Source organism: Metamycoplasma phocicerebrale (genome assembly GCF_003383595.3).
Lineage (GTDB): Bacteria > Bacillota_I > Bacilli_A > Mycoplasmatales > Metamycoplasmataceae > Metamycoplasma > Metamycoplasma phocicerebrale.
On sequence record NZ_CP033058.2, the window covers coordinates 597,988 to 614,333 of the forward strand.

At 22.6% G+C, this 16,346-nt stretch carries 16 protein-coding genes; 9 read left to right on the forward strand and 7 right to left on the reverse strand.

Annotation, left to right across the window (positions count from 1 at the left end; genetic code table 4):
* Window positions 1–3: 3 nt before the first annotated feature.
* The 5 genes from aspS to ruvA form a co-directional block, all read right to left on the reverse strand.
* Window positions 4–1,674, reverse strand: coding sequence for an aspartate--tRNA ligase (aspS, locus tag DMC14_RS02575; protein ID WP_116171662.1), 1,671 nt, complete (start codon window positions 1,672–1,674; stop codon window positions 4–6).
* Between the two features lies 1 nt (window position 1,675).
* Window positions 1,676–2,935 carry a histidine--tRNA ligase gene (hisS, locus tag DMC14_RS02580; RefSeq protein ID WP_116171663.1) on the reverse strand — a complete coding sequence of 420 codons (1,260 nt, stop codon included), beginning with the start codon at window positions 2,933–2,935 and terminating at the stop codon, window positions 1,676–1,678.
* A gap of 21 nt (window positions 2,936–2,956) precedes the next feature.
* Window positions 2,957–5,605: a protein translocase subunit SecDF gene (gene secDF, locus DMC14_RS06390; RefSeq protein WP_137412669.1), complete on the reverse strand. Its 2,649-nt coding sequence runs from the start codon at window positions 5,603–5,605 to the stop codon at window positions 2,957–2,959.
* 68 nt (window positions 5,606–5,673) lie between these two features.
* A complete protein-coding gene (gene ruvB, locus DMC14_RS02590) occupies window positions 5,674–6,633 on the reverse strand; it encodes a Holliday junction branch migration DNA helicase RuvB (protein WP_116171665.1) in 960 nt (319 codons plus the stop codon).
* The gene (ruvA, locus tag DMC14_RS02595; RefSeq protein WP_116171666.1) at window positions 6,617–7,228 is read right to left on the reverse strand and encodes a Holliday junction branch migration protein RuvA; all 612 of its coding nucleotides are present in this window, start codon (window positions 7,226–7,228) and stop codon (window positions 6,617–6,619) included. Before ruvA ends, ruvB begins: the two co-directional genes overlap by 17 nt.
* Window positions 7,229–7,337: 109 nt before the next feature.
* Between ruvA and DMC14_RS02600 the strand changes: the two genes are divergently transcribed.
* From DMC14_RS02600 to DMC14_RS06395, 3 genes are all read left to right on the forward strand, one after another.
* A complete protein-coding gene (locus DMC14_RS02600; protein ID WP_116171667.1) occupies window positions 7,338–7,886 on the forward strand; it encodes an inorganic diphosphatase in 549 nt (182 codons plus the stop codon).
* A gap of 159 nt (window positions 7,887–8,045) precedes the next feature.
* Window positions 8,046–8,447: a hypothetical protein gene (locus DMC14_RS02605; protein WP_116171668.1), complete on the forward strand. Its 402-nt coding sequence runs from the start codon at window positions 8,046–8,048 to the stop codon at window positions 8,445–8,447.
* Between the two features lie 190 nt (window positions 8,448–8,637).
* Window positions 8,638–9,744 carry an MHO_1580 family protein gene (locus DMC14_RS06395; protein ID WP_116171669.1) on the forward strand — a complete coding sequence of 369 codons (1,107 nt, stop codon included), beginning with the start codon at window positions 8,638–8,640 and terminating at the stop codon, window positions 9,742–9,744.
* Between the two features lie 52 nt (window positions 9,745–9,796).
* On the opposite strand, the gene nadE is transcribed toward DMC14_RS06395, so the two are convergent.
* On the reverse strand, window positions 9,797–10,603 hold the full coding sequence (gene nadE / locus DMC14_RS02615) for an NAD(+) synthase (protein WP_116171670.1): 807 nt from the start codon (window positions 10,601–10,603) through the stop codon (window positions 9,797–9,799).
* A 163-nt stretch (window positions 10,604–10,766) separates the two neighbouring features.
* Between nadE and efp the strand changes: the two genes are divergently transcribed.
* The 3 genes from efp to DMC14_RS06405 are packed head-to-tail and all read left to right on the forward strand — an operon-like array spanning window position 10,767 to window position 13,474.
* Window positions 10,767–11,324: an elongation factor P gene (gene efp / locus DMC14_RS06400; RefSeq protein WP_116171671.1), complete on the forward strand. Its 558-nt coding sequence runs from the start codon at window positions 10,767–10,769 to the stop codon at window positions 11,322–11,324.
* Between the two features lies 1 nt (window position 11,325).
* Window positions 11,326–11,637 (forward strand): MMB_0454 family protein, encoded by a 312-nt coding sequence (locus tag DMC14_RS02625; RefSeq protein ID WP_116171672.1) that lies wholly within the window; start codon window positions 11,326–11,328, stop codon window positions 11,635–11,637.
* Window positions 11,630–13,474, forward strand: coding sequence for a transketolase family protein (locus DMC14_RS06405; RefSeq protein WP_116171673.1), 1,845 nt, complete (start codon window positions 11,630–11,632; stop codon window positions 13,472–13,474). The genes DMC14_RS02625 and DMC14_RS06405 overlap by 8 nt, the downstream gene beginning before the upstream one ends.
* 29 nt (window positions 13,475–13,503) lie before the next feature.
* Here the strand turns inward: DMC14_RS06405 and DMC14_RS02635 are convergent, their stop codons facing one another.
* Window positions 13,504–14,214 carry a pseudouridine synthase gene (locus DMC14_RS02635; protein ID WP_116171674.1) on the reverse strand — a complete coding sequence of 237 codons (711 nt, stop codon included), beginning with the start codon at window positions 14,212–14,214 and terminating at the stop codon, window positions 13,504–13,506.
* 190 nt (window positions 14,215–14,404) lie between these two features.
* Here DMC14_RS02635 and DMC14_RS02640 point away from each other — a divergent pair, with 190 nt between their 5' ends.
* From DMC14_RS02640 to DMC14_RS06415, 3 genes are read left to right on the forward strand one after another with little or no spacing between them, the layout of a single operon-like run.
* Window positions 14,405–14,716 carry a hypothetical protein gene (locus tag DMC14_RS02640; protein ID WP_116171675.1) on the forward strand — a complete coding sequence of 104 codons (312 nt, stop codon included), beginning with the start codon at window positions 14,405–14,407 and terminating at the stop codon, window positions 14,714–14,716.
* The gene (locus tag DMC14_RS06410) at window positions 14,700–15,827 is read left to right on the forward strand and encodes an MHO_1580 family protein (RefSeq protein ID WP_116171676.1); all 1,128 of its coding nucleotides are present in this window, start codon (window positions 14,700–14,702) and stop codon (window positions 15,825–15,827) included. Before DMC14_RS02640 ends, DMC14_RS06410 begins: the two co-directional genes overlap by 17 nt.
* A complete protein-coding gene (locus DMC14_RS06415; RefSeq protein WP_116171677.1) occupies window positions 15,827–16,342 on the forward strand; it encodes an MHO_1590 family protein in 516 nt (171 codons plus the stop codon). The genes DMC14_RS06410 and DMC14_RS06415 overlap by 1 nt, the downstream gene beginning before the upstream one ends.
* Window positions 16,343–16,346: the final 4 nt, after the last annotated feature.

Sequence of the window (16,346 nt, forward strand, 5' to 3'; positions counted from 1 at the left end):
CCTTTATTTTTTAATTTCTATACCATATTCAAATAGTTGTTCTTTTGAAACTTCCGAAGGTGCCGAAGTTAACAAATCAACTCCTTTTGCATTTTTTGGAAATGCTATAACATCTCTTATAGAAGATGATTTGGTTAAAATCATTAATATTCTTTCTATACCAAAAGCAATACCACAATGTGGAGGCAAACCATATTCAAATGCTTTTAAAAAGAAACCAAATCTTGAATTTTGTTCTTTTTGAGATATATTAAGTATATCAAACATCATTCTTTGTGTTTTTAAATCGTAAATTCTAATTGATCCTGAGCCTAATTCAAAACCATTTAAAACTAAATCATAAGATTTTGCTCTAACTTTAGAAAATTCTTTTGTTTCTAAATACTTAGTTGTATTTTCATCAAATTGAGTAAATGGGTGGTGAGCGGGTACATAAGTTTTAGTTTCTTTGTCATATTCAAACATTGGTCAATTAACTATTCATAAAAATTTTAATTTATTTGGATCTGCTAATTGATAAATTTCATTTAACAATGTTCTTATTGCTCCTAAAGATTTTAAAGCGTCTTCTTCATCATCACTCGCAGAAACTAAAGCATAAGATTCTTTAAATTTACAATTATTATTTTTAGATAAATATTCGCTTGAATAGCATTTAGGACTATTTAAATCTAATATTTCAAAAAAATCACCGTTATTTTTCTTAAATATTTCATTAATATCTTTCGAATGTGATTCTACATTTCTATCAAAAATAATCACTTTAATATATTTTTTATTAAATTTAGTACTTAATTCTTTTGAAAAATCTTGAATTAAGTATTCATATCTTGTATCTGGTTTATCATTACCATAATGTTGCATTGAATAATCAAAATCCATTTTTGGAAAATTAGGTTTTATAGAAAATCCCATTTTATTTAAAACTTCAACTCACATTTCCTCGCAAAGATTAAAAATATCTTGCTGTTGAGCAAATGACATTTCAATATCAAGTTGAGTAAATTCTGGTTGTCTATCTTTTCTTAAATCTTCATCTCTAAACACTCTTGCTAGTTGAAAATATTTTTCAATACCCCCAGCCATTAATAATTGCTTAAATAATTGTGGCGATTGTGGTAAAGCAAAAAATTTTCCTTTACGCCTTGTGGGCACTAAATAATCTCTAGCCCCCTCTGGAGTAGATTTGCCTAAAATTGGTGTTTCTACTTCTATAAAACCTTTTTTATCAAAAAAGTTTCTAATTAATAACGATAACTTATGTCTCATTTTTAAATTATTTAAAACTTTTTCATTACGAACATCTAAAAATCTATATTCTAATCTAAGATCTTCATTGGCAGAATTATCTCTATTATCATCAATATCAAAAGGAATTTGTTTAGCAGAATTTAAAATTTCATATTTTTCAACTAATACTTCTATTTCTCCTGAAGCTAAATCTTTATTAGCCTCCAAACGTTTTTGAACTTTTCCAATTGCTTTAATGCAACTTTCTTTTGTTAATAATGGATCACTAATATTTTGAAAAATCAATTGAACAATACCACTAGAATCTCTTAAATCTATAAACATTTGTCCTTTAAATTTTCTTTTATTTGCTATCCAACCATACAGTTCTACCGCTTCGCCTAAATTATTTTTATTTAACTTAGAACAATAACTTTTTTTCATTTTATAGTGCCTCTAGTACTTTCTTTTTAAAATCTTCTAAATTTTTATATTCAAATTCTATTTCCTTATCTTTAAATTTTAATTTAATGTAATTTGGTTTAGAATTCAATTCCTTAAACAATAAGATTTTAGGTTTATTTTTAAAATTTAATTTAAATAATTGTTTAATAGTTATTTTTGAATTAACAAATTCTACATTAAATTCCTTTCGCAAATCATATACAATTTTAAGTATCTCATTTCTTTCTTTTTCATTAATATAGGCTGCTAAGATCTGCAATTGATTATCTATTTCTTTATATTTACCAATATTATAGGAAATTATTTCAACTAATCTATCAACACCAAAAGCAAAACCAATAGAACCTAAATCAGGACCTTCAAATGACTTAATCATTCCATCATATCTGCCACCTGCCAAAATGGTTGACTTAGTACCCAAAGCTTCGGAAGTTGATACAAATTCAAAAACTATATCTGTGTAATAATCTAAACCTCTCACTAAATATGGGTTTTCTTTAAATTTAATTCCAGACTCTTTTAGTAAATTTAATAAATCTTCATAATCTTTTTGTTCTTTTTCTGTTAAAAAATCAATTAACTTAGGCGCTTGCTTAACAAAATCTTTTTCTATTTCTTCTTTATCATCTAAAATTCTTAATACGTTTTTTTCAAGTCTTAATTTTGATATTTCATTCAATTGTGATTTATATTGTTGAAAATATTTTTTTAAATTATTAATATAGTTATTTCTACTTTCAAAACTACCCAAATTATTTATTTCTAAAACAAAATCATTAATTTTAATTTCTTTAAGAAAATCATTTGCTAATTTTATAATTTCAAAATTACTTAAAACTGATTTTTTTTCAATTAACTCTACTCCTCCTTGAATAAATTGTCTATATCTTCCTTTTTGAGGCCTTTCATATCTAAACATAGGACCAAAATAATAAAGTTTAGAATTATCTAAATTATTTATTTTATTTTCAATATAAGCTCTTATTGTAGAAGCGGTTCCTTCCGGTCTCAAGGCAACCATGCGATTGCCCTTATCTTTAAAAACATACATTTCTTTAGTAACTATATCGCTAGTTTCTCCTGTAGCCCTAACAAATAAGTTATAATCCTCAATTATTGGGGTTTCAATGTATTTATAATTATATTGTCATGAAATCTTTTCAAAAGATTTTCGAATATAACTTACAATGCTGGCTTCATTAGAATATATATCTTTAGTTCCCTTTAATCTATTAAACATTAATTCACCTCATTATTTTTTTTATATTGAAAAATCATTTATTCCTATAAATGTTTGTTCTTGAATTTTTTCTGTATTTCAAAAATCATTTTTAATTCTTTTTAACTTATTTGTATATTTTAAATTAGTTAATCATTCCCAAATTCTAGGCATTATAAATAGATTTAAATATCAAAGTAATATAAAACTTAAACCTATTGATATTATTGGTGCCATTGATATAGTAACTAATAGAAAAGGTGCCGAAACCATAAAAACTATTCCTAAAATCATATTAATGTTTTGAATTAGTAATATATCCGCTATGAAAGATTTAAAAATTGTATGTGTTTGTTCTAAAGTATAAATGTAATTTTTAGTATTTAAATCTTTTTTAACTTCTGATTTAATTCTTGAAGCATTAATTGTTGAATCAAAAATATTAATAAATAATATTAAAATTAGAGAATCATATATTTGTGAATCCAATTTTATCCTGAAAGCTGCAAATGAAGCTATTAAAATAATAAACAATATAATTTGTTTAATTAGGAAGATAAATGCCGATTGGAAAGAATATCTAAATGAAATGTATATTACAGTTGAAATCATTATTAACAACAATAATAAAGTAGTTCATCCTAAAGAATAACCAACATTGGTTGCTCCTAATGTGTTAGATGTCTTAATTAATTCTGCATCTAAATAATTTTTAGAATTAAAATAATTTACCAAATCTACATTAATAAAATTATCAATATTACTTCTTGAATTTATAATAATTTCTTTAAATCCCATTTGATTAGTTTGTAATAAACTAATTAAAACATTTTTGTTGTTATTTGATACATAATTATTTAAATCATTAATTATTTGTTGATGTAAATTCAAATTACTATTATTTTTAAAATTAATTCCAATTGAATAAATATAATCATTATAAATTTCTGAACTTACATTAAAACCAGCTATTGCGTTTTGTTGTTTTATTGCAAAAGTGCTATAAACAATAAGACCTAAAATAGCAAATATTACAATTGGTATTATAAAATATTTAGTTTTAAAGAAAGTTTCTATTTTTCCTATTAATTTGCACTTAGTTGCCTTTGTTGACATTAGTCAGCCTATTTTTTTATCAAAAGTTTCGGTTTGAATCATTAATTTTAATACTAATGTATTAATACCTATTAGTATTATTGCAATTAATAATGTTCCAATTCCAAATAATGCCCCTATAGTAGAAGAATGATTTATATTTAAATAAAATGCTAATATTGAACCCAAGCCCATTATTGCTACTACATCTAAACCAGAAATAAAAGTTTTTTTTGTTGCTTTATTAATTGATTTATTTGTATTAGAACCTTCTCTGATTTCTTTACTAAATATTTGCAATTTTTTAGCAATTAAATTAAACATTACAAATATTACTACCATAATTGATATAGCAACTAACGAATTTATAGATACTCCAAAAGCAGTAATAATTGACATAAATACAAATATTAAGAAAGCCATAGTAATTGAAGATATAGCTCCTAAAGTTTTATGTTTTACAATTAAAAATATTGACATAGCTACAAATAAAATTACCATAGCCAAAACAAATGAATCAAACTTATATGCTGGTTTATTTTCAAAAAAAGCTGTTTGTTTTGTTAAAGTAAAGGGGGTGTATGAAAAATTAATTAATGATTTTAATTGTCTATTAGAATAACCATTTGGACTATTATTTATTAAATAAAACACAGAATCTCTTTTTTGTGAAGAAATTAAAGATATGGGAGATGTTGCTGAAATTAAGTATTTTTGAGCATTAATCGAATTTTTTAATATTGGATTAATAGAATTAATAACTTTACCATCTTTATCTTTTGTTTGATCTACATCAGGTTTATTATTTACATAGGCATATTTAACAGGATTGTGACCCGCCTTATCTCAATTTTCTTTATCATTTTTAATAGCATTATGAATAAATTCATCTAAATTTAACCAAAAATAAACTTTATTAGTTGAACTATTTAAATTAGGATTAGGATTTTGACTACGAAAACCTTTAATTCAATAATCAAAAGCTAAACGAGTGAATTGATCTCATGCATAATCATTTAATTTAATTTGAATTCTATCAGCATATCCTTGAGGTATTTTGTCTGTTGCTGGATTTGCATCTAAATCCATATTAAAATCTTGGGCTCCATCCGCAATTAATTCTTGTAAATTATGAGAAGAACCCTCTAATCCTTGATATCTACCCTTATAAAACAAAGGATTACCATTATGGTCAGTAATTGTTAGGTATGGTTTTTTAATCAAAGAAGCTACTAATGAAGATAATTTTTCATCGTTCGTAGCTAATAAACTTTTTACTTCTAATAAATCTTTAGACAATAAATTAACATCAAAATTTGATGTCAATTTATCATTTTTTTCTTGTAAGTAACTTTTTACTATATTAGCAATTTCGTTTGGTTTAAGATCTTCTTTAGAGCTTGTTTGGTTATTATCTTTATCTATTTTTAAAATTACTTTTGAACTCACTATTTGTTCATTTGTAGAATTATTGTTTTTTAATTTGGGCCCTAGATAAAAAATTGAACCAAATATCAATGAAACTATCATTGCTATAATAATAAAAATACTAAACACTCATTTCAGAGCTGGACTAATTCTTATTTTTTTATTCATGGTTAAAATTATATTAAATTTTTCTATTTAAAGAACAATATATTTAAAAATATATGTTTATACTAGAATTAAAAATTTTTTTGAATTTCTAAAATGTTTAAATATTCAATTCCTTCTTTAGTAATTTTTCTACCTCTTGGACTTTTTTCTATATATTTTTTAATTAACAAGGAAGGCTCTAATTCGTTAACTATAGTAAATTTATCATCTTTTATAATAGAACTTAAAGTATCTAAAGAAGCACTTTTATTATTAAAAACTTTTTTTAATACTTGCAAATATTCTACTTGAGGTACATTTAAACCACCAGGATAAACTTCTAAGTAATTAAAAGCTTCATTTACTATAGAGTCTGTTATTGCTTTTTTATTTTTATATATTGCAAAGTCATAAACTCTTTTTAATAAATTATTAGCTATTCTGGGGGTAGACCTGCAATTTTGAGCAATTAATTTTATAGCTTTTGTTTCTATTTCAATTTTATTTCTTAAAGCAGAATTTTTTATAATTTTCTGTATATCTTCAATGGAATAAGTTTGTAATTTTCCTATGTACCCAAATCTATCCTTAAGTGGATTTGATATTAAATTATATTTTGTGGTTGCCCCGATTAAAGAAAATCTTTTTAAATTAAGGCGCATTATTTTCATATCACCTTCAACTCCAATTGGTAAATCTATTACATAATCTTCAATTGCAGAATACAATAATTCTTCAACATTTTTATTAATTCCATGTATTTCATCAATAAACAAAATATCATTTTCTGTTAATGAAGAAAATATAGTTAAAATATCACTTTTTTTCTGAATTAAAGGTCCTTGAACATAAACTATCTTAGTTTTTGTTTCATTTGCTATAATTTGAGCTAAAGTTGTTTTACCAAGTCCAGGTGGACCATAAAAAAGTATATGATCTATTGGAGTTTTTTGGACAATTGAAGAATTTATCATTACTTTTAATGTAGAAGTAATTTTTTCTTGGCCAATAAAATCCTCAAAAGTTTTTACTCTATACTCTTGCTTCATTTTGTTTTTGACTAATAATTTTTATAGCATTTTCAACAGATTCCTCTATATTATTTGTTATTTCCATATTATCTAAAGCCAATTTAATTTGGCTATTTTTAAAACCTAGCATTTTCATAGTTTCTTCAAATTCTTTTAAATTAGAAGAACTTTTAGCCTTAGAATTAAACTTATTTAAATCTTCCTCACTCATTTTTGAAACAAATTTAGAATACTTGTCTTTAAAAGCTAATAAAATGGCATTAGCAATTTTTACTGAAACATAAGGTATTTTAACTAATTCCTCTTTGTTAGAATTAGCAATATAGTAAATTATATTTTCCCACCCTTGGTTTAAAATTGAAATTGCTGTTTTGGGACCTAATCCTTGCAAACTAATTAAGTCTTCAAAAATTATCATTTCCTTAAAATTCTCAAAACCATATGTTACTTTTGAATATTCATTAATAATTTGTGAAATAAATATTTTTCTATTTTCATTACTTTTAAATCTATTAATTTGTGGAACATAAATTAATTCTCCCTTCCCGTTGTGATCCAATATTAAATAATTAGTATTAATATGAACTATTTTTCCATATAAATAAATTGTCATTTTCGTTTCCTCCAACATTAAATATAAGTTAAAACAAACATAAAAAAAATAAAGTGAAGAAAAAGCAAAGAAATTTTTGAGAAATTTTAAAAATTGGTAAAATTTAAATATGAAAAACATAACAGTAAATATAGAAATTCCTATGAATTCTAGTATTAAATACGAATACGATAGAAAAACTGGAAAAATTAAAGTTGATAGAATTTTAAGAGGAGGATTTAAATATCCAGCCAATTATGGTTATATATCAGAAGCTTTAGATTGAGATGGTGATGAACTAGATGTTTTAGTTTATTCACCAGAACAATTTATGCCAGGAACTTCAGTAGATGTTAGAATTGTCGGCGCAATGAAAATGATTGATTCGGGTGAAACAGATACTAAGTTAATAGCAGTTCATGCTGATGATTACCGTTTAGATCACATTAAAAATTTAGAAGACATTGATAAAATGTGATTACATTCAGTTGAAGTATTTTTTAAAAATTATAAATTCTTTAAGGGTCCTAATGTAACAGATGTCACTGGTTTTGAAGGCATAGAATGAGCTCAAAAAGAATACAATGAATGTGTTGAATTAATGAATAAATATGGTTCATTAGATAAAGAAGAATTTATTAAAAAAATGAAAAAAATGCATCCCGAAAAATATATTTAATTATTTGTGGCCTTTTAAGGCTGCATTTTTTTTGTAAAATTGATGATTTTAATGAAACTATTGTTTTTTTATATATTTCATATATAGAGTTTTTCTAAGTTTCATTTTCTACCAAATTGAAATTTATTTATTTTAAAATAAAAATAAAAAAGGAAAATTATGGCACAAAAAAAATATAAAAGATTAATTTCTCTTAAACCATTTATAAATTTAATATTACAAGGTTGTTCAGATAAATTTCCCAATAATTTAAGCGATGAGCAAATTAGCGCAAAAGATTTGAACAATGATAATTCACAATTAGAAAAAGAATTATCATTATGTATTAAAAATTTTGAAGAATTAAAAGCACAAAAAATGTTAATAAATAGAAATTTTAAAACTTTGTTGCTAAATACAATAAATAATCTAGAACCAGTTGCAAAATCTATATTTTTAACAATTTTATTTAAAAAGAATTTAAGCAATATTTCTTGAAAAACTTTTAATATATCAAAATCTACTTTTTATAGAAAAATAAAATTAATTGAAAAAATAATAAAATGATGTTTTTTCGAATAAATATTTTTTAAATATCAATTAATTAAATAACTTACAAATTTAAAAATTTGTTTTTTTCTATTGATTAATAAAACTTTTAAAAATTTTTATTTTAATAAATAAATTTTTTAGTATCAATTAAAACAAATATCTTAAAAAATGTGTTGTACTTTAAAAGCCATAATAATAGGCAAAAAAGAAGGGAAAACAAATGTTTTTATATAATACTGTTCAGCGAGAATACAAAGAAGATAATAAACAATATGAATATTATAATGAAGATATAAATGCCAAAATTATAGCTTTAAAGGACAATAATGGAAAAAAAGTTACAAATAAAAGTTTAAAAAATAATAGTCTTGAAGTTTCAATTTTGCGAAATTTATCTAATAATTGTTGAATTATTGACATTTCCATCGAAACTAAAGCATACGATAATTCAAGATTTAAATTTATAAAAATTAATAATAAAGAAATTCTTTTAGAACAAAAAGAACATATTAAGAATAAATATAAATTTAGAATAAATAAATTTAAAGACGGAACTTTTATAAAATTTGAAAATTTAAAAGAATTAATGTTTGCTTTTTATAGCAAATATAGAAAATATCAATTTTGAAATATAGGATTTAAAATAAACTTTAAAATAAACAAAAATAATATGAATTTTTCTAATTTAAATGTTAGAAATAAAAATTTAAAATTTAAGTTAATAGAATCTATTAACTTTAACATAAAAGAGGATTCAATAAGTTCTATAGATCCTTTTGAAAATAATACGGGTTATATAAATAATTTATATTACAATTTTAGGTTTTATAACATTAAACAAAACCAATTAGTACATAAAGTTATAGAACAAGATTTAGAATTAAAAACTCAAAATAAATATTACATACCAGATAGAGAATTTCAACTGGAATTTCTAAATAAAGTAAATATTAATGATTCAATTAATAATAAAGATTATAAATTACTTAAACAAATCACAAGATTAAATCCTTTTAAATATAATATAAAATATTATATTGATAATCCTTGTGTTTGAGATAATGATAAAAAAGAATTTAAAACAGCAATAAAATCCAAACTTAATGGGTATCATATACCCTTAAACCATTTAGGAAAATTAGAATTTAAATATAAAATAGAACAATCTATGATTAATAATTTTAACGAAATAAAATATAACGATTTTTTTGAAAATAAACTTTTTGACTATGAAAATGGCTTAATAAAACTGAATGTAGATGCTATAAAAACTACCAAAGAATATCAAGATCTCTATTATGATAATTGACAAACAAAAATTTTATAATTATTAAATAATATAACGCTATTCAAAAAATAAATTAAAAAATTGCAAACATCTAAACAAAAGATAAAACTTTTGTTTTTTTATCATTTAAATTCTTATTAGGTTGTTTTTTTGGGCCTCTAGGAATCAGTGATCTTTTATGCATTGTTTTTAAGTTTAAATTAAGTATTTTTTGTTTAACAATTTTTGAAACTGAATTTGAATTATTTAAATAATTTTCAAATTCTTCATAACTAAAGCCTAATTCTTCTTCATCAGATTTATTTGATAGCAAATTGGCACTAGGTTTTTTATTTATAATTTCTTTTGGTACTCCAATTATTTTAGCTATCTTATAAATATCACTTTTCAGTAGATTGGCAAAAGGTAGCAAATCACATCCGCCATCACCATATTTAGTAAAATAACCTAAATAATACTCATTAAAATTATCTGTGCCTATAACAAGAGAATTATTTATTTGAGCTTGCGCATACAAATAATTCATAAAAAATCTAGACTTAGCATTTGCTTTTATAATATCTTCTTTTAAATTGAGTTTGCTAGCAAATGAATTAAATTCTTTGCTTAAATCAATAATTTTTATATTTTTAATTATTGAATTTAATTTATTTATATGCTCGATATTTTCATTATCTTCAAAAGTTTTTAAATAATAAAAATAACTTTTATTTCCAAATATGTCTTTTAAGATAATAGCTAAAGTTGCGCTATCAATCCCGCCCGACACTCCTAAAACAACACCATTGCATTTGGCATCCTTTACTTTTTTAGAAATTCATCTTTTTATTCTTTTAATTAAATTTTTATAAACGATTGTTTCTTCTTCTGTTATGTTTAAATTTAGTCATTTGTGCATACTTATAATTTTATAGTTTTATTTAAATGAATAAATAATATTTATTTTATTTTTAATAATTTATAATTTTTTTATAATTTATTGTAAATTATCACTAATTAACACTAAAAAATATAGTAATAATTAAATTACTTTTAAAATATAAAAAAATTAAGGAGAAAATATGATTAATGTTAACGATTTAAAGCCAGGAGTAACTTTTAAATTAGATGGCAATATTTATGTAGTATTGGAGGCTCAACACTCAAAACAAGGTCGAGGACAAGCAAACGTTAAAGCTAAGGCCAAAGATTTAAGAACGGGCTCAACAACTATAAAATCATTTACAGGTGGAGAAAAAGTTGAAAAAGCTATGATTGATAAAGTAAGTATGGATTATTTATATAATGCTGGTGAAAGTATTGTATTGATGGACCAAGAAACTTTTGAACAAACAGAAATTCCTGTATCTCATTTAGAATGAGAACTAAATTTCTTAAAAGAAGGAATGAAAGTTATAGTTAGAAAATATGAAGCTGAAGTGTTGGATATTGAATTGCCAGCTAATGTTGCATTAGTAGTTACTGAAGCTCCAGATGCAGTTAAGGGAAATACAGCCCAAGCAGCTCAAAAAAAGGTTACAGTAGAAACTGGTTACGTTGTAGAAACGCCTTTATTTATTAAAGAAGGTGAATTGATTTTAATTTCAACAGAAACCGGAAAATATGTAGGAAGAGCTTAATATGAGCAATAGTATATCGGTTAATACAAAAATGAATTTTGATTTTAAAGTTGAATTAGATACAATTATTTCAACCATAAAGCAAGTATTTGAAACTAAAAAAAATATAATTTTAACTAGTGAGCCAAAAATAGTTATTAATGCTGCTAAAAATAATGCTGAAATTTTTATATCATATAAATTAAAAAAGAATACAACTCTCTCTTTTGAAACTAAGCAATTAATTTTTATGATCGAACAAAGAGTATATTCATTAATAAATGTAAAACCAATTAATATAAATTTGATTTTTGAAGGTATTGAAAATGTTTAAAAATAAGAGAATAAATGAAATAGCAATTGATAATATAAAAATGAACTCTTTAGCTCAAATTGCCAACGCTAAATCTGGAAACATTCCGATTAATATAAGTGCAGCTAAAATTTTTCACACTCTTTTTGCTTTTCATTATAAATTTGATTTTCTAAATCCAGACTGAATTTGTAGAGATAGATTTATTTTAAGCGATGCATATGCTATACCAACATATTATTCAATGCTTTATTTATTGGGCTTAATTTCTAGAGAAGAAATAGAAAATATAAATAAAGCTTCAAATCCTTTTAAAAGTTATTTAAAAAAGAATACTAACTTGGGAATTGAAACTTCTTCAGGTAGACAAGGGCAAGGTGTGGCTGAAGCTGTGGGAATAGCGATAGCAGAAGCTAATTTATCTTCTAATTTTAACGAAATTTCTCATTATACATATGTTTTTGTTTCATCTAAAGATTTAGAAACTGGAATAGCAAATGAAGCTTTACAATACGCTGGCAGTTTAAAACTAAATAAATTAATAGTTTTATATGATTCAAATTCATTGTTAAGTAATACTATTGAAACTAAAAAAGATTTAATAGACATTAAAAAAATATATGAATCATATGGTTTTAATTTTCAAAGAATAGATGGCACAAATTATAAATCAATTTCCAATGCTATAAGTAAAGCTAAAAAATCAAAAAAACCTAATTTTATAGAAATTAAAACTACTTTAGGGGAATTAAATTTGAACATATTAGAAAATTATTCAACTAATAACAAAATTTTAACTTTCGAAGAAATTGATGAATTTAAAGAAACTCTAAATTTTAAAAAAACAGATTTTTTTGATATTTACCCAGAAGTAAAAAGTTCTTATAAAAAAGTATTTGAAAGGAATCATGAATTATTTAAAAAATGAACTCCTTCGGATCGTTTATTAGACTTTTTAAACGAAGAATTAAAGGAAAATGTAAATGACAATTTTCTTTCAAATTCTCAGGATATTAGTACAAATTTATTTGCAATAATAAATAATATTTTTGATAAATATAAAAATACTTTTGCTCTTTCTTCTTTAATAAACACATTATTCAAAATAAAATCTTCTAATGGTGTTTTTGCCAAAAATAACACAGAGGGTAGAAGCTTATTATTGGGAATGAAAAAAACTTCAATGAGTTTAATAGCTAATGGTATTTATATACATTCAAATATTAAACCTTTTATATTTAATAGTCTTTCAGATGCAGATTCTTTCATAGGAGGTATAAGAAAAGCTATTGATGATAAAATGAAATTACTATATTTCTTTAATAATGATATAAATACTGTTGAAAATTTAAAAAGTTCTTACCAAGCTGAAGAACAAATATCATTATTGAATTCAATTGAAGGTCTAAAAATATTATATCCCGGCGATTTACATGAATTATTGGGAGCAATAGAGTTTTATTTAAATAAAGCTCAAGGACCGGTAGTAATAATAGCAAATCTTTCTAGCAATTGATTATGCAAAGATACCTCAAAACATAGTTTTATTTTAGGCTCATATTTTATTTTAAAAAATAATTCAGATTTTACATTATTGGCTAAAGGTTGTGATTTACAATTAGCCTACAAAATAGCTGAAAAAAATAATATAAATTTAATTTCGGTTTCTAACGATGATAATTTATCTAAATTAAATTACAATAAAAAAATGGCGATAACTTTTACAAAAGATATTTATGAAGGTTGAATGAAATATGCTAAATATAATTTAAATATAAACAACTCAAATAATAAAATAAAATCAGATTTTAATTTTGTAGATAAAGCTATAAAACAAATAATTAAAAAGGAAAAATAATAAATAATGTCGATAAATAACTATCGGCATTATTTATTTTTTGTAATTTTTTTAAATTGATTTAATTCAACTAAACTTAATGTTCTATATTCTCCTATTTTCATTCCAAAATCACTTATATGTCCATATTTTTTTCGATGTAATTTTTTAACAAAGTTGTTAACTAATAAAAATAAATTTTTAACATGGTGATTTCGCCCTTCAAATAATTTGATCGAATATTCTAAGTCATTTATTTTTGTAACTTTTTGTTTTGAAAATACTCCATTCAATTTAACAAAATTAGAATTTAAGAAATTTAAATCTTTTTCACTTAGAGGCTTTTCTAAAGTAGCAATATATTCTCTTTCAATATTAGAAGAAGGATGAGCTAATAAATTAGCAAAATCTCCATCATTGGTTATTATAATAACTCCTGTTGTGTTATAGTCCAATCTACCTATTGAATAACAATATTTATCAATATTTATTCATTCATAAATGGTTTTTCTTCCTTGAGGGTCTTTTAAAGTGCAAATAGTATTTTTAGGTTTATTTAATAAAATATAAAACTTTTTATCTTTATTATTAATTATTTCATTATCTATTTTTATTTCATCTTCCAAAGACACTCTTTGGCCTATTTTAGCCAATATATTATTTGCAAATACCCTTTTTTGTTCTATTAATTTTTCAGCTTCTCGACGAGAACAATAACCATAATCAGATATTGCTTTTTGAATCTTTATTTTTATTTCCATTTTTACCTTACTTTCTAATTGATATAATTGTAGCAAAACCCTTAAAATTTTACATTTATTTCAATGTAGTTAATACAAAAAATAAAAATATTTAAAAAACAATATTTATATATAAATATTATTCAATTTTTAGTTCCATTAAATATTTTTTGTTTTATTTTTTTATTACATTTAGAATGAGGAGGGAAAATTGAATGAACAAAGAATAAACATTTTAAAAAAAATGAGTCTACAAAGAAAAAAAGATTTTATTACTAAATATTGCTTATTAGACAAATTAAAAAATTTAAAATATACTTCAAATGAAACAAAAAAAATAAAATCTAGAATTGATTATTTTATAGATTCATTAGATGAAGATTATAAAAAAATATTTTACGAAAATTTTATACGTAAGGAATCTAATCCATATTGATATTTGGATAATTGGTCTAAAAATTCATATTACAAAAAATTAAATTATTTGGTTAATCTATTTATTGAGTATGTTAATTACATATAACCAAGAATTTGAACAAAAACAAATAAACGAACTATCTAAAACTTGAGTCGAAGAGTTTTTAGTTAGTTCAAAAAGAAATAGATATTTAGATAATTGATTGACTGTGAATGAATTAACAACATTAAAAATAAAAAGAATTATTCAATCTGATAATTTTATTTTGACTTTTGAACATATTAATAGTTTAAATGAAATTAAAGAAATTAAAATTAATGCTTTAATTAATAACAAGTTGATTGATATAAAACCAATATATCATGATAATAAAAGCATTTTTATAAATACATATAATAGTGATTTAGATACAAAAAATAAATTTGAATTTAAAGATATAAATAATATAAATTTTGAAATTTATTATAGAGTTAATGGATATTGATATCAAGTTCAAAGATTTACTTATTGAATAAAAAATAATCCTAGATCTAAAAATATTATTGTAAATAAAAAGACTAATATTAAACTATTAAGTCAAATAGAAATAAATTCTAAACCAGATAGAATTAATCCTCATTTAATTTCGCATAATGTAAATACTGAATACTTAAATTTAGAATTTAAATCAACATTTTTAGAATTAGGTAAGCACAATAAAAAAATATATGATTTAAACATTTACAAAATAAAAAATGACAATATTGAGAATTTACTTAATTCAGATATTTATGATTTTGAATTAAGCCCAATTTCTTTATTTAACAATGCAAAATTAAAATATAATATTAAACAAAAATTTGAAGATTTTGGTAAAAGCCAAATAATAATAGATTCATATTCATATTATGATAAATATTCTGATTCAATAAAAATAGATGAACCAAGCTCACAAGCTAAAATAGGTTTATTAATTCCATTAAATTTTAAAGGAGATTTTGGACATACTTTAAATTTTAATATAGGCAAAAATTTGAAAAATTTTAAATTGACTTATCCTCAATACATTGAAAAACCCTTTTTTAGTATAGATGGTGGTTTAATAAAAATGAAAGTTAAAAATATTAAAGGATGGTTGACTCAAGAAAATTATCATAAAATAAAATACGAAAACATAACTGAAATAATAAAAAATGCAGAAAATTTAGAAACTATAGAAAAAATAGGTATCAAATAATGAAAGAAAAAACTAAAAAAATAATTTTGTGAACTAGTGTTGGATTAATTTTAAGTGCATCAATTGCTGCAGGTTCGGGTTTTGTTATAATGCAACAAAAAATTAATAAAAAAACAATAGATCATAATAATAAAGATAAAAAAGAAGAAAAAGAAAATGAAAATAAAACCGAAAATGATAAACAAAAAAACAATATTGATAATGAAAAAGAAGTTGATCCTAATGATATTGGGGGTACTAAAATCGAAGAAGTTGAGTGATCAAACATTTTTCCAAAAATACAAAGTAGCGATTATTATAATAAGTTGAACTATCGCAATGGTCAAGCATGAATTGACGAAAATATGATTGTTTACATTATTAAGGATGTTTTAAATAGAATGTTAATCACCGATGGAATAGTTAAGTATGCATATAAACAATTAGATGACCAAAATCTGTTAATTACTTTTAAATGGAACAATGATAAGCAAAAAAGTGTAGTAACTTATAAGATTAGCACAAATAAGTTATAATAAT